The sequence below is a fragment of the candidate division KSB1 bacterium genome (assembly GCA_034506255.1).
GTDB lineage: Bacteria > Zhuqueibacterota > Zhuqueibacteria > Zhuqueibacterales > Zhuqueibacteraceae > Coneutiohabitans > Coneutiohabitans thermophilus.
In genome coordinates this window covers 341786-362685 of sequence record JAPDPX010000002.1, presented here as the reverse complement: position 1 = coordinate 362685, position 20900 = coordinate 341786, and the positions used below count along the sequence as shown (strand labels likewise).

At 60.9% G+C, this 20900-nt stretch carries 19 protein-coding genes; 8 read left to right on the top strand and 11 right to left on the bottom strand.

Going from position 1 to position 20900, the window contains the following annotated elements; all coding sequences use genetic code 11:
- Positions 1 to 6: 6 nt before the first annotated feature.
- The 6 genes from ONB52_05115 (at position 7) to ONB52_05090 (ending at position 4447) form a co-directional block, all read left to right on the top strand.
- Complete coding sequence (locus ONB52_05115; GenBank protein MDZ7415527.1) at positions 7 to 900, top strand: hypothetical protein; 894 nt, start codon at positions 7 to 9, stop codon at positions 898 to 900.
- Positions 901 to 1175: 275 nt separating this feature from the next.
- Complete coding sequence (locus tag ONB52_05110; protein ID MDZ7415526.1) at positions 1176 to 1517, top strand: divalent-cation tolerance protein CutA; 342 nt, start codon at positions 1176 to 1178, stop codon at positions 1515 to 1517.
- Between the two features lie 3 nt (positions 1518 to 1520).
- Positions 1521 to 2321, top strand: coding sequence for a ribonuclease Z (locus tag ONB52_05105; protein ID MDZ7415525.1), 801 nt, complete (start codon positions 1521 to 1523; stop codon positions 2319 to 2321).
- A gap of 101 nt (positions 2322 to 2422) precedes the next feature.
- The gene (locus ONB52_05100) at positions 2423 to 3316 is read left to right on the top strand and encodes a TonB C-terminal domain-containing protein (GenBank protein MDZ7415524.1); all 894 of its coding nucleotides are present in this window, start codon (positions 2423 to 2425) and stop codon (positions 3314 to 3316) included.
- A 23-nt stretch (positions 3317 to 3339) separates the two neighbouring features.
- Positions 3340 to 3996, top strand: coding sequence for a MotA/TolQ/ExbB proton channel family protein (locus ONB52_05095; GenBank protein ID MDZ7415523.1), 657 nt, complete (start codon positions 3340 to 3342; stop codon positions 3994 to 3996).
- Positions 3971 to 4447, top strand: coding sequence for a biopolymer transporter ExbD (locus ONB52_05090; protein MDZ7415522.1), 477 nt, complete (start codon positions 3971 to 3973; stop codon positions 4445 to 4447). Before ONB52_05095 ends, ONB52_05090 begins: the two co-directional genes overlap by 26 nt.
- Positions 4448 to 4769: 322 nt before the next feature.
- Here the strand turns inward: ONB52_05090 and ONB52_05085 are convergent, their stop codons facing one another.
- The 8 genes from ONB52_05085 to ONB52_05050 all read right to left on the bottom strand — a co-directional run bounded on the left by ONB52_05085 (position 4770) and on the right by ONB52_05050 (position 13200).
- On the bottom strand, positions 4770 to 6176 hold the full coding sequence (locus ONB52_05085; protein ID MDZ7415521.1) for an amino acid permease: 1407 nt from the start codon (positions 6174 to 6176) through the stop codon (positions 4770 to 4772).
- Positions 6177 to 6219: 43 nt separating this feature from the next.
- Positions 6220 to 7722 (bottom strand): amino acid permease, encoded by a 1503-nt coding sequence (locus tag ONB52_05080; GenBank protein ID MDZ7415520.1) that lies wholly within the window; start codon positions 7720 to 7722, stop codon positions 6220 to 6222.
- Between the two features lie 243 nt (positions 7723 to 7965).
- The gene (locus tag ONB52_05075) at positions 7966 to 8349 is read right to left on the bottom strand and encodes a four helix bundle protein (GenBank protein ID MDZ7415519.1); all 384 of its coding nucleotides are present in this window, start codon (positions 8347 to 8349) and stop codon (positions 7966 to 7968) included.
- Positions 8350 to 8419: 70 nt separating this feature from the next.
- The gene (locus tag ONB52_05070) at positions 8420 to 9670 is read right to left on the bottom strand and encodes a NupC/NupG family nucleoside CNT transporter (protein ID MDZ7415518.1); all 1251 of its coding nucleotides are present in this window, start codon (positions 9668 to 9670) and stop codon (positions 8420 to 8422) included.
- 265 nt (positions 9671 to 9935) lie between these two features.
- Entirely contained in the window at positions 9936 to 10415 is a 480-nt protein-coding gene (locus ONB52_05065) for a GNAT family N-acetyltransferase (protein MDZ7415517.1), read from the bottom strand.
- On the bottom strand, positions 10354 to 11421 hold the full coding sequence (locus ONB52_05060; GenBank protein MDZ7415516.1) for an ATP-grasp domain-containing protein: 1068 nt from the start codon (positions 11419 to 11421) through the stop codon (positions 10354 to 10356). Before ONB52_05060 ends, ONB52_05065 begins: the two co-directional genes overlap by 62 nt.
- The gene (locus ONB52_05055) at positions 11418 to 12479 is read right to left on the bottom strand and encodes an ATP-grasp domain-containing protein (protein MDZ7415515.1); all 1062 of its coding nucleotides are present in this window, start codon (positions 12477 to 12479) and stop codon (positions 11418 to 11420) included. Before ONB52_05055 ends, ONB52_05060 begins: the two co-directional genes overlap by 4 nt.
- Before the next feature lie 592 nt (positions 12480 to 13071).
- Positions 13072 to 13200, bottom strand: coding sequence for a hypothetical protein (locus ONB52_05050; protein ID MDZ7415514.1), 129 nt, complete (start codon positions 13198 to 13200; stop codon positions 13072 to 13074).
- Positions 13201 to 13643: 443 nt separating this feature from the next.
- On the opposite strand from ONB52_05050, the gene ONB52_05045 reads away from it, so the two are divergent.
- A complete protein-coding gene (locus ONB52_05045; GenBank protein ID MDZ7415513.1) occupies positions 13644 to 14747 on the top strand; it encodes a saccharopine dehydrogenase NADP-binding domain-containing protein in 1104 nt (367 codons plus the stop codon).
- Positions 14748 to 15329: 582 nt separating this feature from the next.
- Complete coding sequence (locus ONB52_05040; GenBank protein ID MDZ7415512.1) at positions 15330 to 15989, top strand: DUF480 domain-containing protein; 660 nt, start codon at positions 15330 to 15332, stop codon at positions 15987 to 15989.
- A gap of 87 nt (positions 15990 to 16076) precedes the next feature.
- On the opposite strand, the gene ONB52_05035 is transcribed toward ONB52_05040, so the two are convergent.
- Genes ONB52_05035 through ONB52_05025 form a run of 3 tightly spaced genes read right to left on the bottom strand, consistent with a single transcriptional unit; the run spans position 16077 to position 20690 of the window.
- Positions 16077 to 17330, bottom strand: a complete 1254-nt coding sequence (locus ONB52_05035) for a hypothetical protein (GenBank protein MDZ7415511.1) — start codon at positions 17328 to 17330, stop codon at positions 16077 to 16079.
- Between the two features lie 17 nt (positions 17331 to 17347).
- On the bottom strand, positions 17348 to 18325 hold the full coding sequence (locus tag ONB52_05030; protein MDZ7415510.1) for an FAD binding domain-containing protein: 978 nt from the start codon (positions 18323 to 18325) through the stop codon (positions 17348 to 17350).
- 52 nt (positions 18326 to 18377) lie between these two features.
- Positions 18378 to 20690 (bottom strand): xanthine dehydrogenase family protein molybdopterin-binding subunit, encoded by a 2313-nt coding sequence (locus ONB52_05025; GenBank protein MDZ7415509.1) that lies wholly within the window; start codon positions 20688 to 20690, stop codon positions 18378 to 18380.
- Positions 20691 to 20900 lie beyond the last annotated feature (210 nt).

Below are 20900 nucleotides of genomic sequence, written 5' to 3'. Positions count from 1 at the left end.
GCTGCCATGCCCATTCCTCCCGCTGCCGCCCACCGTCTGGTGCGCGCGCGGCATGTGCCCCTTCCCTGGCACGGCCTGCTGGGCCTCGCCATCATGCTGGCCGGTCAAATCCTCATGTTTGCCAAAGTCAACCCGGTGTGGGTGTGGTTCACGCCGGTGCAATGGACGGGCTATCTTTTGTTGCTTGACGCGCTGCTGCTCAAACAGCGCGGCGAATCGTTCCTGTTCGCGCATACCCGCGAATTTGCCGCCATGGCCTTCTTCTCGGTAATCTACTGGTTCATGTTCGAAGGCTACAATCTCCATCTGCGCAACTGGGTCTATGTCAATCTGCCGGAAAATCTCACCCTGCGCTTGCTCGGCTTCGTCTGGTCGTTTGCCACGATCTATCCCGGCGTTTTACTGACCCACGAACTGCTGCAGGCCCACGGGTTGTTTCGCGGGGCGAAATGGCACGGCGCAAATGCCCCGCCTCCGATTGTGCCGGCCGGAGTGTTGCACCTGTTCGTGGTTTTCGGTTTCCTGTGTTGCACGGTGCCGTTGTTGTTGCCGGCGACGGTGGCCTGCTATCTGTTCGTCTGCGTGTGGATCGGCTTCATTTTCCTGCTCGATCCGCTGAATTATCGCCTGGGCGCGCCGTCGCTGCTGCGCGAGCTGCAACAGCGCTCCTTGACCACTCTGCTCACGCTGTTCACCGCCGGTTTGATCTGCGGTTTCCTGTGGGAATTTTGGAATTATTGGGCCGGCGCGAAATGGGTTTATACTGTGCCGTATTTAAACAAACCGAAGATTTTCGAAATGCCGCTTTACGGCTATCTCGGCTTCCTGGCTTTCGCCGTGGAATGTTTCACCATGTGGCATTTCACCCGCCGGTTCCTGCCGGCAGCCTGGCTGCGCTGACGGACACCTCCTCCCTGAATTTTGCATCCGTTTTGCCCTCCATACTGCGCAGGCAGTGGGCAGGCAAGCAGAGCCCGCCGGCTGGCGCTAGAACAATGGCCTTGCCATCGCCAACAGGCCGGCGCCAGGGTGCGTGCAAAATGCAGATCATCACAGCAGGCAGTGGCTTTTGTCCTGACGCGAGGTTTTCCTCCGGCTGACGGCGGCCTGGCTTCAAGTGTTGCACGGCGGCAGCAGGGAAGAGTCAACCGGAAATGAGACACAGGAAGATGACCATGGAAAATTTCACCGACAAACTGGTGGTGCTGGTCACGGCCGCCAATGCAGAAGAGGGCGCGAAACTGGCAAAGCTGTTGGTGCAGGAACGGCTCGCGGCCTGCGTCAATGTCCTCTCCGGCGTGCGTTCGTTCTTTTGGTGGCAGGGCAAAATCGACGAGCAGGAGGAGGTGTTGTTGTTCATCAAGACCACGCGGCCGCTGCTGCAGGAATTAATCGCCACCGTGCAGGCGCACCATTCCTACCAGGTGCCGGAGATCATCGCCCTGCCCATCAGTGCAGGCGCGGACAACTATCTGCGCTGGCTGGCGGCGGAGGTCAGGACGCAACCGGCGGATTGAGTCATGACCGCGACGCTGGCGGAAGCCCCGACACAGGAGACCCCACCCGCAATCACGCTGACGGTGCTGGGCTCGGGCACGCGGGTGTTGCTGCGCGAGCGCAGCATGGCGGGCTACGCGCTGACTTGCGCCGATCATCTGCTGCTGCTGGATTGCGGCGATGGCGTGCTGCGCCGCGGCCTGGAGGCCGGCCTGCCGCTGCTCACGGTCGACGCGATTCTGATCACCCATTTTCATCTCGATCACATTGCCGACCTGCCGCCGCTGCTGTGGGCGCTTCATGGCGAGGGCGAACAGCGGCAGCACCGGCCGCTGCAGGTGTATGGCCCGCCGGGGCTGCAGAATTTCTGGAAAGGTTTGGCGGCCTTGTACGGCAGATGGATCGAGGACATTGCCGTTCCCATTCGTGTGCGCGAAGTGTCGGCACAGGCATTTGAAACCGGACCCTGGCAGGTGCAGGCGCTGCCGATGAATCACGGGGTGCCGGCCAATGGCTATCGCCTGCAAAGCGGTGGCCGGGTGCTGGCATACACCGGCGATACCGGCCCCTGCCCGGAGGTTGCGGAATTGGCGGCGGCGGCCGACTTGCTGATTGCCGAATGTTCGTTTCCCAACGGCCGGGGCGTGGCGAATCATTTGACGGCCGGCGAAGTTGGCGCAATTGCGCGCTCGGCCGATTGCCGGCAGGTGCTGCTTTCACATTTGTATCCGGAGAGCCTGGCAGCACCGGTGGTGGCACAATGCCGGGAATTTTTCTCCGGGGAGATCAAACTGGCCCGCGATCTGGATCGTCTAACGCTGTAAAAATTTCGTCATCCCGAGGCAACGGCATCATTCACGGTTCGGCGCGGGGAGAAAACGTCAGGCAACCCTCTGCTGGTTTCCCACACTCTGCTGAAGATCCTGTGCAAGCCCTTTCCACATCCTTTCGCAACAAACCGGTGCACTGGGCACTGGCCGCTTCACTGCTGCTGCACATTCTTGCCTTTTTGCTGACGAGCTGGGCGGCCGCCGCCGGATGGATTTGGGCGGCTGCGCAAAAAGTCGCTGCCGTGCCGGCAGTCATCGAACTGACCTTCGATGAAAACCGCCTGCGGGAAGTGGTGGCAACACCGTCCTCCGCCCGGCGCGAAAAGCCGGCCGAGGAGGCCCACTTCGCCTCCGACAAGAATGCCGTGGCCCAAAATCCCGAAGCGCTGGAGAACCTGCCGTTGGGTGAAGCATATTCCAAAGGCTTGCTACACTCACCGAGCCCCGCTTCTCCTCCGCGGCAAACGGTGACACCGCCGGAACCCGCAGGCAGCGATGCCGCGGCAGCCACAGCTCCAACTCCCGCCGAGCAGTCCTTTGCCTTCGGTGCCGCCAGTTTTCGCCGGGAAATGCTGACCGGCAGGAAGGCGCCCCTCCCGACTGCTTTCGAAGGCGAGACCACCGCCGGCCATGATCAGCAGGTCACCCGCGCGCAGGCGCTCGGCGATTTTTCCCTGAACACCTATGAGTGGGAATTTGCACCATATATGCTCTGGCTGCGGCGGCGCATTTATGAAAACATTTTTCCGCCGCCGGCTTTCACCCACATGGGATTGATCAGCGGCAGGACGCAATTGCGCTTCCGCATTTATCCGGACGGCTCGCTGCAAACGCTGGAGGTGCTCAACTTCAACGGTCACGAGTCGCTGATGCAAACCAGCGTGCGCGCGGTGCAGCTTTCCGCGCCCTTTCGCAAGCTGCCGGAGAATTTTCCCGAGCCGTATCTCGAGATCACGGCGCATTTCGAATACACCGTCATCCGGCCGTGAGGGCATCCAACTGGAAAGGAATCATGCAAACGGTTTGGCAGTTTCTGCAACAAGGCGGCATCACCATGATCCCGCTCGGGCTGTGTTCACTGGTCGGGGTGGCGGTGATCCTCGAAAAACTCTGGAGCCTGCGCCGCCGCAAGGTTCTCACGCCCGAGGTGGTCGCGGTGATTGGGAGCATCTCCTCGCCGCAGGACGTCGATTTGGTGCTCGCGGTGTGCCAGAAGCACAACGGCCCGTTGTCCAACATTATTCGCACCGCGCTGGAGCACCGCACGCTGCCGCACGAGCAGATGAAGGAGATCATCGTGGATCGCGGCCGCCAGGAAGTCCGTGCGCTCGAGCGCGGGCTGGTGGCCCTGGAAACAGTGGCGGCGGTTTCGCCCCTGCTCGGGCTGTTTGGCACCGTGCTCGGCATTTTGAAGATCTTCAAAGTGATCAGCCAGATGGGCGTGGGCCAGGCCGCGGCGCTGGCTGGCGGTATATCGGAGGCATTGATCACCACCATCGTGGGGTTGGCAATCGGCATTCCCGCCCTGGTGGTTTACAATTATTTCACCAAGCGCGCCGAGGATTTGGTGCTGGATATCGAAGACCAGACTTCGGCACTGCTGCTGAAAATCCGCGCCTTCACGCCCGCCGGCGGGCAACCGCGTGCCAACCAGACCGCCGCCGGATGACACCGCCATGCAATTCTACGACAGCAAATTCTCCTTTGCCGCCTCCACCCGCGCGCGCTCGGGCCGGCGGGTGTTCATCAACATCACCTCGTTGATCGATGTCGTGTTCATGCTGCTGATGTTCTTCTTCATCAGCTCGACCTTCATTGAACAGCCGGGCATGAAGCTGGATTTGCCCAGCGCCAAAAGCGCGGACCTCAGCCAGGTCGATTCCTACATTCTTTACCTGTTCAAAGATGGCAGCCTGCGACTGAACGACCGGGAATTGACCCTGGAAACGCTGCCGGCGGCGTTGCAGCCTGCCGCCAGCCAGCTAGCGCAAACCACGCTGCATCTCTTCGCCGACGAAAACGTGCCGCACGGCCGGGTGGTGAAGGTGATGGATATTGCCAGGCAGGCGGGCGTGAAGAAACTGACGATCGCGACCATTCCGGAGGCGAGCGGGAAATGAAGCGTGCGCCGCCGCGCTGAGCGGGCGGCATGCCAGCCCAGCCATTCAACGCATGCCATGCGCCGGAGTGAAGGCGGAAAGCAGACAGGCCAACGGATCGCTTGATCCGTTGGCCTGTCTGCTTTTGCGGCTCTTTTCCACCGATCGGCGGTCAGCGCGCCCCCAGTATGCTTTGCACGCTCCGGCTTTCAGCCTGGTGCACTGTAAACATGAACTCTGTAGTCCCCGCCCCTCATGGGCGGCTGTTCAAAAATGAACTTTTGCTGCTTCAGCAAGCGACCCGCAAGGGGTCGGGGCTACAAAAATGTAAGGTAACCGTGCACTAGCGTTGCCGTGTCCAGTAATAGTAAAACGGCAATCCCAGAAGCAGCAGTCCGATGCCAATCAGGGCATCGCGCGGATCGTTGAGCAGGGTGTTGTAGAGGAACCAGCCGACAAACAGCGTGTAGAGCAATGTCACCAGGGGATAGCCCCATGCCTTGTAGGGCCGGGGCGCGTCCGGCAGTTTGTGGCGCAACGCAATCACGCTGATCGCCGCCATGGCATAAAAAAACCATGAACCGAAAACCACGTAGGCGGCAAGTTGATCATAGGTGCCGCTGAGCGTGAGCAACGCCCCCCACACGCCGATGGTAATGACGGCAACGTGCGGCGAACGGAAGCGCGGATGCACTTTGCCGAGCACCGGCGCAAAGACGCGATCCTGGCCGGTGACCCAAATCGAGCGCGGGCCTGCCAGCACCATGCCATTGACCGTTCCAAAGGTCGAGCACATGATACCGGCGACAACGAGCAGGGCGCCGAGCGGACCAATGGCGCGCGCCGCCACATCCGCGGCGATGCGCGAGGAAGCCGGCATTTCGGCAAGCGGGATGATCAGCGCATAGGCGATATTCGCCAGCACATAAAGCACCATGATCGCCAGCACGCTGAAAAGCAGGGCGAGCGGCACATTGCGCGTCGGGTTTTTGATCTCACCGGCGGTGAGCGTCACATCGATCCAGCCGTCATACGCCCACAACGCCGAGACCATCGCCAGGCCGAAGGCGGCCGTGAGTTCGCGGCTCCAACTCTCCGGCCACCAGGGCAGCATGTTCGCCGCACTGCCCTTGCCGGAAAAGAAAACCGCCAGGATCAAAAACAGCAGGGCCGCCACTTTCGCGGAGGTGAAGAGGTTCATCACCCAACCGCCGAATTGCACGCCGCGCACATTGATCACGGTCACCAGCGCAATCACCGCAATCGCCACGAGCTGACTCCAGCCGAAAACAAAAGGATGGCCAAAGATGGTCCAGCCGGGTTGAAAGAACGGCGGGCTTTGACCGAGGGCGGGAACCAGATAGCCGAGATAGGTGGTGAAGGCGATGGCAACCGCAGCGAGCGAAGCGGCCTTGTTGATGAAGAAGTCGTTCCAGCTAAACAGAACCCCCCACACTTTGCCGAAGGCTTCGCGCAGATAGGCATACGGCCCGCCGGCGCGCGGCAGGATGGCACTCAACTCGGCGAGGGACAGGGCGCCGAAGAGCGTGAGCAAGCCGGCGACCACCCACACCAGCAGAATCGGGCCCATGGCGTTGAGGTGGCCGGCGATGGTGGCCGGCACGAGAAAAATGCCGGAGCCGATCACGCAGCCGATGTTGATGGCGATGGCTTCGCGCAAACCCAGGGCGCGCAGCAACTCCGCTGGTTTTGCCTCGGGTGGTGCAGCAGTGAGAGGGGCGTCTTGCATGTTTGTATCTCCATTGCGATGAACCACGGCGATGGCGCCGGCCTCAAGCTTTGCCGCGCAGTTGGCTGTGCCAAAAACCGTAAACAAAATACAGCAGCAAGCCGGCCAGCAGCCACACGCCGAAACGAAGCCAGGTGACATGGGGCAGGCCGGCCATCAGGTAAACACAGGAGGCGATGCCGAGCAACGGCACCAGCGGCACCAGCGGAGTTTTGAAAACGCGCGGCCGGTGCGGATCCTTGTAACGCAGAATGATGACGCCGGCGCACACCAGCACAAAAGCGAAGAGCGTGCCGATGTTGGTGAGCTCCACGATCTCGTTGATGTTGGCAACCGCGGCGATGGTTGCGACCACCACGCCGGTCCAGATGGTGGTCTTGTGCGGGGTTTTGTATTTGGGATGGATCTTTTCGAAGTAGGGCGGCAGCAGGCCGTCGCGCGACATGGCAAAGAAGATGCGCGGCTGGCCATATTGAAAGACGAGCAGCACCGCGGTCATGGAAATCACCGCGCCGAACGCCACCAGGCCGGCGGCGGCATCGGAGCCGACATAGGCCAGCGCCTCCGCGAGCGGATCGGCGACACCGAGTTTGTCCCACGGCATCATGCCGGTCAAAACCGCCGCCACCGCCACATAGAGCAGCGTGCAGATTGCCAGCGAACCGATGATGCCGATGGGCATGTCACGGCCGGGATTGCGGCATTCCTCCGCGGCAGTGGAGATGGCATCAAAACCGATATAGGCAAAAAAGATCAGGCTCGCGCCGGTCCACACGCCGGGAAAGCCGTTGGGCATGAACGGCGACCAATGCTCCGGCTTGACGTACTTGGCGCCCACATAGATGAAGAACAGCAGAATCGCGAGCTTGATCGCCACCATCAGATTGTTGACCCATGCGGATTCCTTTGCGCCCAGCACCAGCACCCAGGTAATCAGTGCCACGATCGCCACCGCCAGAAAGTTGAAGATGATGGGAATGCCCAAAATGGTGGGATGGTTGAGCCAGGCTTCGTAATTCAGCGCAAGGCTGGGATCGACCTGCCCGCCGGCTTTGGCAACGGCCGCGGCCGTCTGTGCCGCGGAGCGATAATCCACCGACAGCCAGGCGGGAATGTGCAGACCGAGGCCCTCGCACATCTGATGAAAATACGCCGCCCAGCCGATCGCCACCGCCACATTGCCTATGGCGTATTCGATGATCAAATCCCAGCCGATGATCCAGGCCACCAGTTCGCCAAGGGTGGCATAAGCATATGTGTAGGCGCTGCCGGAGACCGGCACCAGCGAGGCGAACTCGGCATAACACAAACCCGAGAAGGCACAGGCAATCGCCGTCAGCACGAAGGACAACATGATGGCCGGACCGGCGCCGGGGCGCACCGTATCGCCCGCGACGGCCGTGCCGATGATGGCAAAGATGCCGGTGCCAATGATGGCGCCGATGCCCAGGGAAATCAAATCGACCGCGCCGAGCGAGCGCTTCATGCGGGTGGCCTCGGCGTCGTGGGTCAACTGATCAAGGTTCTTGGTGCGGAACAGGTTCATGGTCAGGGAACCAAGTTGGTCAAAGAGCCAAGTTGGATAAAAAAGTCAAAACGGACAGAGCGGCTGATGCTGCAATTTCAGATTACATTTCATGGCAAGGCAAGAACAGCGCCACCGGGCCGCAAGGTGAACGCAACGCAGAGCCGGGAGTCCCGGAGGACGAAATCGATGATCAAAGGCCGTGCGACCGGCCGTCACTGCAAAAGCCCACGGGGCAGGGTAGACAATTCAAATTCGGAGTTTTCAGCAATCGAGGTTGGGGGATTTTCTTTTCGTGATGGTCTTCGTGATAATCGTTTTGAAAATTTTGATCCTCGCAGAGATTTTCCTGCGCAGCCAGGTGTCCAGCCCGCTTTCCCGGAAAGCAAATTTGGAGACCAGCAACCGGCAGCGGGTTTTCTGACACTCTTTCAAGCAGGTCCGTATTTTGTAGATGAATTCATTGGCGCCGGCACAGGCATCGGCTTCTTCATAATTGGCGCCCGGAGAAGTGCCAACGCGGATAAGCTGCCCGCCAATTTCAAACCCCGCAACATCTCTCGGAAAAGTCCGGACATACTTGACGATCGGCGTGGCAAAGCGCAAGGCTCGTTCCCCAAGGTCGAATATAGCCTCCAGTTTTTCCATGATACCCTCCCAATAGTTTGGAAAAATTAAAAGCCCTTCTGCGCTCGCTGATCTTGTCTCCTTGTCTATCTTATCCAGTAAGCATCCCCGCGATGGTCGCGGTCATCCAACTTGCCAGCGCACCGCCGAACATGGCGCGCAGGCCGAGTTTGGCGAGATCGCTGCGGCGTTCCGGAGCCATGCCGCCGATGCCGCCGATTTGAATGGCGATGGAGGAGAAATTGGCAAAGCCGCACAGCGCGTAGGTCGCAATGATCACAGCGCGCTCGCTCATCGCGCCGGTTTTAATCGTCTCGCCGAGCTGGACGTAGGCGACAAATTCGTTGATCGAAATCTTGGTGCCCAGCAGGTTGCCAAACTCCAGGCAGTCTTTCCAGGGCACGCCCATGACCCACGCCAGTGGCGAAAAAATCCAGCCGAAAAGCGTGCGCAAATCCTGCGGAAAATAATTGAAGTTCACCCAGTTTGCCAGCGTCTGGTGAATGATTCCCATGCCGGCGTTGATCACGGCGATGAGGGCGATGAAGGCCAGCAACATGGCGCCGACATTGACTGCCAGCTTGACACCATCCGCTGCGCCCACGGCCGCCGCCTCAATAACGTCACCTGCGATTTTGACGGGCGGAACTTTCACGTGGCCTTTGGTGACCGACTCTTCCCGTTCCGGCAGAATGATCTTGGCCATCACCAGGGCGGCCGGTGCGGACATCACGCTGGCAGCCAGCAAATGCGAGGCCGGAATGCCCATCGCGATGTACCCCGCCAGCACGCCGCCCGCCACCGTGGCGAAGCCGCCACACATGATCGCCATCAACTCCGAGCGCGTCGCCTGGGCGATGAACGGCCGGATCAACAACGGCGCCTCGGTCTGGCCCACGAAGATATTGGCGGAACAGGAAAGCGACTCCGCGCCGCTCGTGCCCATGGTTTTGGCCATGGCGCGCGCGATCAACTCCACGACTCTTTGCATCACACCGAGATAATAGAGAATCGACATGACGGCCGAGAAGAAGATGATGGTGGGCAGAATGGCGAAGGCGAACTGAAAACCAAAGGTGTTTTGAAACTCGGGCTTGACGAGATTGCCAAAGAGAAACTCGGTGCCGTATTTGGTGAAGCCGAGAAAAGCAGTGATCTTGTCACCCGTCCACTGGAAAGCGGTTTTGCCCGCTTCCGTCCACAGGATGATGACCGCAAACAGCAGTTGCAGGCCCGTCCCCCACAGCACCACCCGCCAGGGAAAATTCCGGCGATCATAGGAAATGGCGTAGGCCAGCGCCAACAAGATGAACATCCCCAACAGACTGATGAGGCGTTCCATGTTTTCCTTCCTCCGTGGATCGTATGCCGCGATCGCCGCGCGGCGACTGCGTCGTTGCGCGAAAACAGTGAGGGACTCGTTCTGGGGCCGGGATTTTGGCTGCAAAACTCCGTGCGCTGAAAAAGTTGAGGGGCAAGATAATCAAGTTTCCGTGAAGCACAAGCAGATTTTGCGCTGCCGGCATGTCCGCCTGCGCCCCGCGGGGTGAGGTCGGTGGCGGGCGGCGCGCCGGGAAAACCGGGCCGACCGGCTTGCCGGAGGGGTATCAGCGCAACAATTTGCGGTAAATGACCCGGTCATCCCCGACGCTGTAAAAGTCGGGGATGCGGGCAATTTCCTGATAGTTCCGGCGGAGATAAAATCGGCGGGTGGGTTCGTATTTCGGCTGTGAAGAGGTTTCGATGAAAAGCTGGCGGCCGTTGCAGCCGCTGACATAATTCTCCACGAATTCCATCAACTCCCGGCCGACGCCGCGGCCCTGATGCTGCGGGGCAACGGCGATCCAATACAAATCCCAGGTGCCTTCGGTCATCGGGGTCGGCCCAAAACAGACGTAGCCGATGACCTCGGCGGTGGTGTCGGTGGCACAATACAAGAGATAGTCCCGCTGCTGCGGTTGGTTGAGATAGATGTCGATCAGTTCGAGCGCAACCGCGATTTCCGCGGCGGTGAAGTTGCCGGTGTCATGCAAAATTCGGCTGATAGACGGCCGATCGTCGCGCTGCAGGGCGCGAATGGCGACCATGGGGTTCTCCACGTTTCAGGGCGCATGCCATGATGTCACCCACCAGTTGCACATACGACCGCCCCGAAGCCAGTGCCGAACGTGTCAATCCCGCATCCGGCGAGATGTCGGGATTGGGGTTGACTTCCACGATGTAGGGCTGGTTGTCGGCGGACAGGCGCATGTCGACACGGGCGTAGTCGCGGCAGCCAAGCAACTGAAAAGCGGCAAGCGCGATTTGCTGCACGCGGCGGGCGGTTTCCTCCTCGAGCACGGCAGGACACTCGGCCGCCACCGCATGATACTCTTCGCTGTCCGCCATCCACTTGACGTTGTAGGAGCAAATGCGCGGCACCTCCGCCGGCCAGTAGGGAAAAGTGATCTCCGAAATCGGCAGTGCTTCCGGAATTTGGTCCCCGAGGATGGCAATGTTCAACTCGCGGCCGTCGATGTATTCCTCCACCAGCGCCGGCTGATGATAGTTTTGAATCACCCACGCCACCCGCCGGCGCAAATCGTCAACCGTATCGACGACGGATTCCGCGTCGATGCCCAGGCTGGCATCTTCATGCACCGGCTTGACGATCAGGGGGAAGCGCAGATTGACGCGGCCGGGCACTTCACTGCACAGCAGACCGGCCGGCACCGGCAGGCCCGCCTGCTGCAGCAGCATCTTGGTTGTCCACTTGTCGGTGGCGAGCATCAAAGTGGCGGGCGGCGCGCCGGTGTAGGGCACGCCCAGCAGCTCGTACATGCAGGCGACATGCACATGAAAACGGCTCTCCCCCTGCCACCCTTCCACCAAATTGAACACCAGATCAGCGGGGAGGCGGGAAAGCCGCTCCATGAAGGCGTGAATCGATTTCTGCAGGGGCGCGAGCATGACTTCATAACCGAGCTCGCGCAGGGCGGCATACACGGCATTGACCTGCTCCAGCACACCGGCTTCGGAAATGTAGTCAATCGCGCGGCCGCGCTGTTGGCGGCGTGGGGCATTGTAGGCCAGCAAAACTTTTGGACTGTTCATCGCCGCACCCCCTGCCGGCGGCACGCCTCCTCCAAAATGGTGAGGATCAAATCGTCGAAGGTCATGCCCGCGGTGTAGGCCGCCTTCGGAAAGCAGGAATGCACCGCCGGATCCTTGATCAAACCGGGCAGCGGGTTGAGTTCGAGAATATTGGGTTCGCCGTTGGCATCCAGGCGCACGTCGATGCGGCAGAGATCGCGGCAGCCAAGATAATTGAAGGCCTTCTTGCACAGGGTTTCGATCTTGGTCTGCAGCTCGGCGTCGAGCGCTGCGGGGCATTTGTAGATTTCCAACTGGTGCTCGGCCGAGTCCCACAGCCACTTCGCCTCCCAGCCATAAATGGGCTTGGCACCCTGCGGCAACACCTCGAAAGCAATCTCGACGATCGGTAGCACACGCAGGGAGGGGCCGTTGCCCAGCAGCGCCACGGTGAATTCCCGACCGGGCATGAACTCTTCCACCAGCGCCGGCTGTGCATAAGTGTGCCAGATTTTTTCGACCGTGGCTTTCATGGCAGCGGTATTCTCCACCACGGAATCCATCCAGATGCCCTTGCTGGAACCTTCAAACAGCGGCTTGACGAACATGGGATAATCGAAGTGGCGCAACTGGCCGTTGAGCGGCCAGGATTTCAACACGGCAAATTTCGCGGTGGGCAGGCGGTGGTAGCCCAGAATCTCCTTGGCGCGCGCCTTGTCCAGGCAGAGACCGAGGGTGACGGGGTCGGAACCGGTGTAGGGAATGCCCAGCATTTCCAGCATGGCAGGAATGACCGACTCGCGTGAAGGGCCAAAGAAGCCTTCTGCGATGTTGAACACAATATCCGGACGGTACTTGCGCAGCTTCTCGAAGGCGTTGAGGTCGGCTTCGATGGGAATCACCTCATGATATTTTGCCAGGGTCTCGTACAGGTCACGGACGACCTGCTCGTCATCCCATTCGGCAAAGTTGTCCATGCCATCGCGGCCGGGAGCAGGAAGCGAGGGGAAATCAGGAGGCTCCGTTTCTTCGGCGGTCGCCGAGCTGCGCCTCATGTTGTAAGTGAATCCGACTCGCATAATGTTGGTCTCCTCAAAGACGGTGGAAATGCAGGTGGTTCAGGTGATGGCCTGGCGTGCGTCGCGCCGGTCTTGCGCCCATGTGCGCACCGGGTGTTTTCTCCGGCGTGGCGTGGTTGCCGGCCATGCTGTTTTTGGGTGATTGGCACGGGGGCAACTGTTTCCGAAACCGCCTGGCCGCACGAGCAGTTGCCGCCGCAATGATTTCATGTGGGCCTGAGTCGCAACCGGGCGACTGGTTCGCTTTCACACGGCAATCACCTGTGGCATTGCTGGGAGGGTTGGTTTGCGATAGAGACAGACGGGTGACAATACTGGAATGGGAAGGTGTTGGATTACTTCCCCCGCGAAGTACGCAGCGGCTGAGGGCTGGGTGGGAGAAGCCGGTTCTGGCGGTTCTGCTGAATCGGCCGGGATTGTGAGTAACATCTGATGCGTCAATCTCCAGTTTGTTCGACGATCATTTTTTGACGCGCGCAATAAACAAACTTTTTCAGGAAAATGCAAGAAGTAATTGGCACTTTCACGCCTTCGCGTCAATTTTTTTTCGGGAGATTGCTTCAGATGATGACTGTGGGCAGGCGCGCGCCTGTCATCGCAACAGCGCGGTCCCCGGCTGCGAAGCCGCCCCGCCCTGCTCCGGACAGCCGCGCGGGAAAATGAGAAACATGATGAAGAAGATGAACAGAATGATGATCACGGTTTTGCTGCGGGAACTCATGATGGTTCTCCTCCCCGGCAAAATTTACGGCCGTTTTGCCACGGCCGGGCAATGGTTTTCCACCGCATTCTGGGAAGTTTCGGGCAATGGCTGGGTGGTGGCCAATCTCGTGAGGTGAGCTGTCACCAACAAAATGGCGCCAACCGCCGGCATGCACCATCATCTTGGCGTGGCCGCCACCCGGCTCGCAATCCGGCGGGCAAGCTAAAGAGCTTTTCCTGAAAAAGCAAGCCCGCCCCGGCGGGAAACCATGCGGGCAGGCGCGGCTTGCGCTTGTGCCGTTTTTTGGTTAGTATCCGGTCGAATGTTTCCACGCCGTCTGTGTCGCGGTTTCTCACACAACGGCCAGACCGTTGCAGGGGACTTTTGCCGGCGGGCTGCACCGTCAGGCTTTGCCTGGAGGGCAGCCGCGCTGCCCATGCCGTCTGCAGAAAGGGAATGCCGTGACTTCAGCCACGCCTGCCTGGCTGCTCTACGGCGCCAATGGCTACACCGGCGACCTGACCGCGCGGCTCGCGTTCGCGCGCGGCCTGCGGCCTATCCTGGCGGGTCGCAATGCCGGCGCCATTCGCCGGCTCGCCCGGGAGCTGGGCTTGGAATACCGCATTTTCACGCTCAACGACAGCGGCATGATCCATGCGCATCTGCAGGGCCTCACCGCCGTGCTGCACATGGCCGGGCCGTTCTCGGCAACTTCCCAGCCGATGCGGGCCGCCTGCCTGCAAGCCCGGGTGCATTATCTTGACATCACCGGTGAAATTTCCGTGTTCGAAGCAACTTTTGCCTGCCACGAGCAGGCGCGGCAGGCGGGCATCGTCCTGCTGCCGGGTGTGGGCCTCGACGTTGTGCCCAGTGATTGCCTGGCAGCGATGCTCAAAAAGCGCCTGCCGGATGCCACCCATCTCGAACTGGCGTTTGGTGGAACCGGCCGCTCGAGCCGGGGCACAATCAAAACTGCTATTGAAGCGTTGCCGGGCGGCAGCCGCGTGCGCCACAACGGTGAAATCATTGCGGTGCCGTTCGGCTGGCAAACACGGCGGCTGCCCTTTCCCCAGGGCAGCAGGATGGGCATAAGCATTCCTTGGGGCGACGTCAGTACGGCTTTTCATACCACTGGCATTCCCAACATATGCGTCTACACCGCCGTGCCGCCGGCGTTGCTTGGCCGCCTGCGGTGGCTGAACCGGATCGCGCCGCTCACCCGCCCCGCGTTGGTGCAATGGCTGCTGAAAGCGGTCGCAGCGGCAGGTACCAGGGAATTGACACCAGCGGAGCGCCAGCAGTGTTTCAGTGTGATTTGGGGTGAGGTGCGCAATGCGGCGGGGCGCACGGTGTCCGCCGCGTTAACCACGCCGGAGGGATACACCTTCACCGCGGAGGCTGCGCTCGCCGCTCTGGCCGCGGTGCTGGCGCAGCGCGTGCGCCCCGGCGCCTGGACGCCTGCGGCTGCGCTGGGCGCTGATTTTATCCTGACTCTGCCCGGTGTAAAGCTGCACGATTTCACGGAGAGCGGGCCGGCGGGTGCGCATGCCGGCGGCTTGTCGTGAGCAGTTCTAAACAGATTGCTCCACGGGAGCGCTTTCGCCGCACGCCTGAAGAAGATGAGAGATGCGCGCCTAGGTCCCGCTCGGGACGGCCGGTGCATAACACAACAGTGATACCACCCTCGGTGTCAAGATCAAACACAGAAAATCCTTCCACGAAAACCGAAACCCCACGGGAAAAAGCCATTTCGTGGGAAGTGCCCTTTCGTTCGTGTGAGAAAAACGTGACGTCTTCAGCAAGAGTGCAATTGAGACAATTGCATTCCAATCCAGTTTGTCTTCTCCTTTCTCTCTCCGAGAGAAGGCGCGGGGGAAATGCGTTTGGAGACCATCATTCACAAAAGCCGCATCTTTTTTGACCTGATCTGGTCAAGTGAGCAAACACATTGCGAGCCCGGCTGAGCCGAGGTTTCGCAAAGCCGGGCATCGTGAGAGGCCGGGATTTGAAGCAACGGCCAGGCCTTGCCGGAACATATTCTCCAAAGTCGGTGAGGTCGGACGGATGCGAATGATGGCCGGTCCGAATCGCCGGTTGAGTCCGAAATCAAAAATGCCGTTTCAGAGACCCACAAACGCGGTGGATTTATGCCAACCCTCTCCCCGGAAGAACTCCGTGTGCTGGGCTGTCTGATCGAAAAAAGCCAGGCCACGCCGGAGTATTATCCCATGACGCTCAACGCGCTGGTGGCGGCCTGCAATCAGAAAACGAGCCGTGATCCGGTGGTGGAATATCAGGCCGGGGAGGTCGAGGAAGCCCTGTCCGGTTTGCGAGAAAAGGGTTGGTGCGCCTTCGTGCATGGCGAGGGCCGGGTGGTGAAGTATGCGCACCGGGCTGGCGCGAGCGGCATGGGCTTGTCGAATGCGCAAATGGCGGCACTCAGCCTGCTGTTGTTGCGCGGGCCGCAAACTGCGGGAGAAATCAAGAGCCGCGCGTTGCGCCAGCACGAGTTTAAAACCCTGGAGGAAGTGGCAGAGACGCTGGCGAGCCTGCAAAACCGGGAACCGCCACTGGTTGCAGCCGTCGCGCGCCAGCCCGGCCAGAAGGAGGAACGCTATCGTCATTGTCTCGGCGATCCCCGGCAACCGCGCGAAGCGACCGCATCCTCCGCGCCCGGTTCGTGGCGCGCCGAGCTGGCAGAACTCAAGGCCACGCTGGCACGGCTGCAAGAGGAGAACGCGCAATGGCGCGAAAGACTGGCCCGCCTGGAGGAGGATTTCGCGCGGTTGCGGAACGATCTCTCTTGAGGCCAAAGGCAAGGCAGCGGTGCAGTCACCATCCATTTCCCCCACCGGCCGGCATGGCCCAATGCCGCTCCTCCCCCGCGGCGCGGCTCAGGTCCAGCGCTTCGAAACTGTCGTGGTGTAGTGTGCCGGATAGGCGTTGATCTTTTCGGTGGCGATAATTTCCGCTGCACGGCGCGGCGAGATCTTCTCGGCCCGGGCTTTCTGCAACGCTTCATCGGTGGCCTGCCCGATTTGCTCCGCGATGCTCGCCAGCACCTCCGAAAGGATCACCGGTCCCTCGCCGCGAATCAGGGTGTGATAGAGCGCCGCCGTGCCGGCATTGGCAATGAAATCCGGCACCACGACCTTGCCCAGCTCGAACAGACGCTCCTCCAAATCCGCAGGCGCAAAGGGATCATTTGCGCCGCACACGATGTACTTCGCCCTGATCTTGCGGTAATTCTTTTCGGTGATCAGCCCGCTGTCGGCCACCGGGAGAAAGAGATCATCGGCCATTTCATAGATGACCTCGGGATCCGCAATGAACTCATATTGGGGCGGCCGGTCGGTCGCCGCCATCAGCGCGGGGAACACCGACTTCGTGTGCTGGTCGCGGCGTGCCAACAACAGATCGACATCCAGCCCCTGCTCGCAGTAGATGGTGCCGAAGCGGTCGCTCACGGCAACAATCCGGGCGCCGCGGTCGGCAAGAAACTTGGCCACGCCGGTGCCGACGTTGCCAAAACCCTGCAGGGCGACGGTGCAGCCGCGCAAGCCCTGCGGTTGCAGCGCGCGTTGTGCCGCAATGCACACGCTGTAGCCGGTGGCCGCGTCATTCAGCACCATCCTGCCGCGGTCGTCAACGGCCAAATTGATGCCTTCGAAAAAGCGTGCAATGCGGCGCTCGGTGTTGCCCAGGCTGCGCGCCAGCGCGTATTGCGGGCAGGGCAGGCCGATGGCCTGGGTGCAGGCCACGATCTCGCTCTCATTCGTGTTCAAATCCGCGCCGGTGACGTAGCAGTTGTGCAGGAAGGCCTGATAGAATTCGAAGACGCGCTGCATCACCAGCAGTTTTTCCGGCCGGGCGGGGTCAAAATCGATGCCGAGTTTGGCGCCGCCGATGTGCGGCTCGGTGAGGGTGAATTTGCGCGTCATGGTTTGCGCCAGCTTGATCATCTCCCCGGCGGTGACGCCTTTTTTCAGGCGGCAGCCGCCGCCGGCAACCCCGTTGACCAGCATGTCGATCACCAGATAGGCGCGCGCGCCAAAGCGCATATCGTGATACTCCGCCACCATCACGGGCAGCCGGTCGCTGGTCACACGCTCTCCGACGGCGCGGTGGTTGCTCTGCGGGGTGTTCATGTCCTGTGCTCCTCTCTTCACGTCTCGACAGCGGGCAGGTATTGTCGCAGCAATCGCCGGATGAACACGGCAATCATGGCTTTGCGGTATTGCGGGGAGAGGGCAACGTTGCGATAGGGGGTGACACGATTCATGATGTCATCCGCGAGGCCGGCGATGAGATTCTCTGTGAGTTGATCACCCACCACCGCGCCGGTCACCTCGTCGAACAGCAGTGGCGTCGTCGCCACACCGGTCAGAGCCACGCGCAACTGTTCGATGGTACGTTGGTTGAGACGAATGGCTGCCGCCACACCCAGGACGGGAAAATCCATGCTGTCCCGCACCCGCAACTTCAAATAGCCGGCCTTGAACGTTTGTGCCGCGGCCGGGATCAGCACGTGGGTCAAAATCTCCTCTGGCAGTTTGACATGGCGGGTAATGCCGTCATGCGTGAAGAATTTTTCACACGGCACTTCCCGCCGGCCCTCCGGACCCTGCAGCACGAGCGAGGCACCCAGCACCAGAAACACCGGCGCCAGGTCGCCCGAGTAAGTGGCATAACAAACCGACTTTTGCGGAATCACCAGGCATTCCGTGCCCGCCGCTTTCAGGCAATACCCTTTGGAATCCCGCCAAAACCAGCTTTGGTTGAAGTAATAGCAGCGTGTGTCGAGCAGCAAGTTGCCGCCCACGGTGCCGGCAGCCTGCAACAACGGGCTGGCGATTTGCCGCGCCGTGTGCGGAATCACCGGCAGAGCCTGTTGCAGCGCTTCATTCGCGATGACCTCCCGCAGACGCGCAAGCGCGCCGATGCGGGTGGGGCTGATTTCCTGCAACTCGGGAATGCGGGTGAGGCTGATCACATGGCGGCGCGGATTCAGCCGCATCTTGTAGTTCGGCAGCAAATCCGTGCCACCGGCGAGGAAGTCAAAATCCCCGGCGCAGGCCTGTGCCAGTGCGATCGCCTCCTGCACAGTCCGGGGCTGGTGATATTTGAAGGCGGGAAGAATCATGCTTCTGCTGGTGTTGTCTGGCGCAGCCGTGAAGCCGTGAGCCGGCTGCCGTTCAAGAGACAGGCAGCGCGGCGCGACGCCTGGCGATCCGTTTCTGATCCTGCACCGCTTTCCAAATCTTGTCTGCCGTCATCGGCAAACTGCGCAGCCGCACGCCAATCGCATCATAAATGGCATTTGCCACCGCCGGCAAAATCGGCAGCAACGGCCCCTCCCCGGCCTCTTTCGCGCCCCACGGCCCCTCGGGATCATCGCTCTCGACGATGATCACTTCCACTTCCGGCATTTGCCGGGGCGTGAGCGTGCGATAATCGAGCAGATTGGCATTCAACACGTTGCCGCGATTGTAAATCATTTCCTCCATCAACGCCTGGCCCAACCCCATGTGAATGCAGCCCTCGATCTGGCCCTGCACCGCCAGCGGATTGAGTGCCCGGCCGCAATCGTGCGCCGCCCAGACCTTCTCCACCCGCGGCGCAAAGGTTTCCGTATCAACCACCACTTCCGCGATGTAACATTGAAAACTGTAGCTCGGTGACAGACCGGCGCGGGCCCCCTTGAACGACCCGCCCATCGGCGGCGGGCCCATATATTTGCCCTTGGCGAGCAGAGCGCCGTTGTTGGCCAGCGCCTTCTCCAGGGCCTGCATGAAACTCACCCGCACGCGCGGATCACGCTGATAAATGAGCTCCTCGTTGGCGGCCACAAAGCCTTCGGCGGGATAGCCGGTGAGCGCATGTGCCGCCTGCACCAGCTTCTCCCGAATCTGGAGGGCGGCTTCCCGCGCCGCGTTGCCTGCCATGAAGGTCACCCGGCTGGAATAGGAGCCGAGATCGATGGGATCGGCATCGGAGTCGCTCGCGAAAATGCGAATGCGGTCGAGCTTCACGCCCAGCGGCTCCGCCACGCATTGCGCCAGCATGGTGTCACTGCCCTGACCGATCTCCGCGGCCAGACAGTGCACCGTGATGCCGCCATCCATGTCGATCTTGAGGTGCACGGTGGCTTGCGGCAGATCGTTGAAATGAATGCGATGGGCACTGCCGCTGATGTAAAAGCCGCAGGCCACGCCAATGCCGCGGCCATACGGCAGTTTGCGGAATTTGCGGTCCCATTCCGAGGCCTGGCGCGCACGCAGAATGCACTCGCGCGTGCCGTTGCTGGTGATGCGAAAGCCGTTGACCGTGGTGCAGTTGGCAGGCAGCAGGTTGTTGAGCCGCACGTCACAGGGATCGCGCCCGGCCGCTTCGCACAGCTCATCCAGCAGCGTCTCGACGGCAAAGCGGGAGTTCACCGCGCCGTGGCCGCGCATCGCGCCACTCGGCGGCTTGTTGGTGTAGGCACGGCGGCCGTGATAACGAAAGTTGTTGATCACATACGGCCCCATGTTGAGCACGCCGTTGTAGTACGTCGTGACCACGCCAAAACTGCCCCACGCGCCACCGTCAATGTCCGCCTGCAAATCCAAAAAGGTGATCCTGCCCGCCGCATCCAGGCCCATCGTGATTTCGGTGTGCGTGGGATGCCGGCCGTGATTGTTGAGAAAAACTTCCTCGCGGTCGAACAGAATCTTCACCGGCCGCCGGCACTTGCGCGACAGCAGTGCCGCCACCATCTCATGCGGAAAAGGATCGCTCTTGCCGCCGAAGGCGCCGCCCACCATCGGCCGGATCACCCGAATGCGATGCATCGGCATTTGCAGCACCCGGGCGAGGGCGCGATGCAGGTAATGCGGCACCTGCTGCGCCGACCACACCGTCATGCGATCATCGGCGTCGTAATGGGCGATGACGCAATGCGGTTCCGTGAAGGCATGCGTCACACCCATAAAATCGTAACGGGCGGATTTTACCTGCCGGCTGCCCGCACGTGCCGCCGCCAAATCACCGAACTCCTGCCTGACCTCCTTGTGAATATTGGTGCCGTTGCCGCTGCCGGGATGAATGGCCTCCGCCACCGGTTGCGCACTGTCTTCAAATTTGCGGTAAACCGGCAACTCTTCATATTCGACTTCGATCAGACGCAGCGCCTGCAGAGCCGTCTCTTCGTCATCAGCGGCCACCGCTGCCACATGGTCGCCGATGAAAATCACCTTGTCGACCGCCAGTGCGGTTTCATCCTCGCTGATCGGCAGCACGCCAAACGTATGCGGCGCCTCTTTGCCGGTGAGCACGGCATGCACGCCCGGCAACTGTTCCGCCCTGCGGATGTCAATCCGTTTGATGCGGGCATGGGCATGCGGGCTGCGCAGAATCTTGCCCACCAGCATGTTGGGCAGCTTGATGTCGTCGGTGTAGATGCCCTCGCCCGTGGTCTTCTTCAGGCCGTCGACCAGGGGAACCGGCTTGCCGATAATGTTCGCCATCTTCTGCTCTCCGCAAAATGATCAGGCGCAAGGCACGCTCTGCCGGCGGGGATTTCTTGTGTTTCCGCTCTCGCCGCCTTGCCACAACTGCTCTTCAACCGCGCGCGCCGTGCAGGTAAAATCTGCACGCCGCGTGCTGCTTTACAAGCCCCCGGGCGGGATGGGTGCAGCGGTGAATCGGCCAAACGCCCGGCCCGCTGTACTGGTCGC

Excerpts from the sequence above, each read along its gene's own strand:
- ONB52_05025 (MDZ7415509.1), bottom strand. The coding sequence starts at position 20,690 with ATGGCGAACATTATCGGCAAGCCGGTTCCCCTGGTCGACGGCCTGAAG.
- ONB52_05115 (MDZ7415527.1), top strand. The coding sequence starts at position 7 with ATGCCCATTCCTCCCGCTGCCGCCCACCGTCTGGTGCGCGCGCGGCAT.
- ONB52_05070 (MDZ7415518.1), bottom strand. The coding sequence starts at position 9,670 with ATGGAACGCCTCATCAGTCTGTTGGGGATGTTCATCTTGTTGGCGCTG.
- ONB52_05085 (MDZ7415521.1), bottom strand. The coding sequence starts at position 6,176 with ATGCAAGACGCCCCTCTCACTGCTGCACCACCCGAGGCAAAACCAGCG.
- ONB52_05040 (MDZ7415512.1), top strand. The coding sequence starts at position 15,330 with ATGCCAACCCTCTCCCCGGAAGAACTCCGTGTGCTGGGCTGTCTGATC.
- ONB52_05060 (MDZ7415516.1), bottom strand. The coding sequence starts at position 11,421 with ATGAACAGTCCAAAAGTTTTGCTGGCCTACAATGCCCCACGCCGCCAA.
- ONB52_05030 (MDZ7415510.1), bottom strand. The coding sequence starts at position 18,325 with ATGATTCTTCCCGCCTTCAAATATCACCAGCCCCGGACTGTGCAGGAG.
- ONB52_05110 (MDZ7415526.1), top strand. The coding sequence starts at position 1,176 with ATGGAAAATTTCACCGACAAACTGGTGGTGCTGGTCACGGCCGCCAAT.
- ONB52_05105 (MDZ7415525.1), top strand. The coding sequence starts at position 1,521 with ATGACCGCGACGCTGGCGGAAGCCCCGACACAGGAGACCCCACCCGCA.
- ONB52_05065 (MDZ7415517.1), bottom strand. The coding sequence starts at position 10,415 with ATGGTCGCCATTCGCGCCCTGCAGCGCGACGATCGGCCGTCTATCAGC.
- ONB52_05055 (MDZ7415515.1), bottom strand. The coding sequence starts at position 12,479 with ATGCGAGTCGGATTCACTTACAACATGAGGCGCAGCTCGGCGACCGCC.
- ONB52_05075 (MDZ7415519.1), bottom strand. The coding sequence starts at position 8,349 with ATGGAAAAACTGGAGGCTATATTCGACCTTGGGGAACGAGCCTTGCGC.
- ONB52_05095 (MDZ7415523.1), top strand. The coding sequence starts at position 3,340 with ATGCAAACGGTTTGGCAGTTTCTGCAACAAGGCGGCATCACCATGATC.
- ONB52_05080 (MDZ7415520.1), bottom strand. The coding sequence starts at position 7,722 with ATGAACCTGTTCCGCACCAAGAACCTTGATCAGTTGACCCACGACGCC.
- ONB52_05050 (MDZ7415514.1), bottom strand. The coding sequence starts at position 13,200 with ATGAGTTCCCGCAGCAAAACCGTGATCATCATTCTGTTCATCTTCTTC.
- ONB52_05035 (MDZ7415511.1), bottom strand. The coding sequence starts at position 17,330 with ATGAACACCCCGCAGAGCAACCACCGCGCCGTCGGAGAGCGTGTGACC.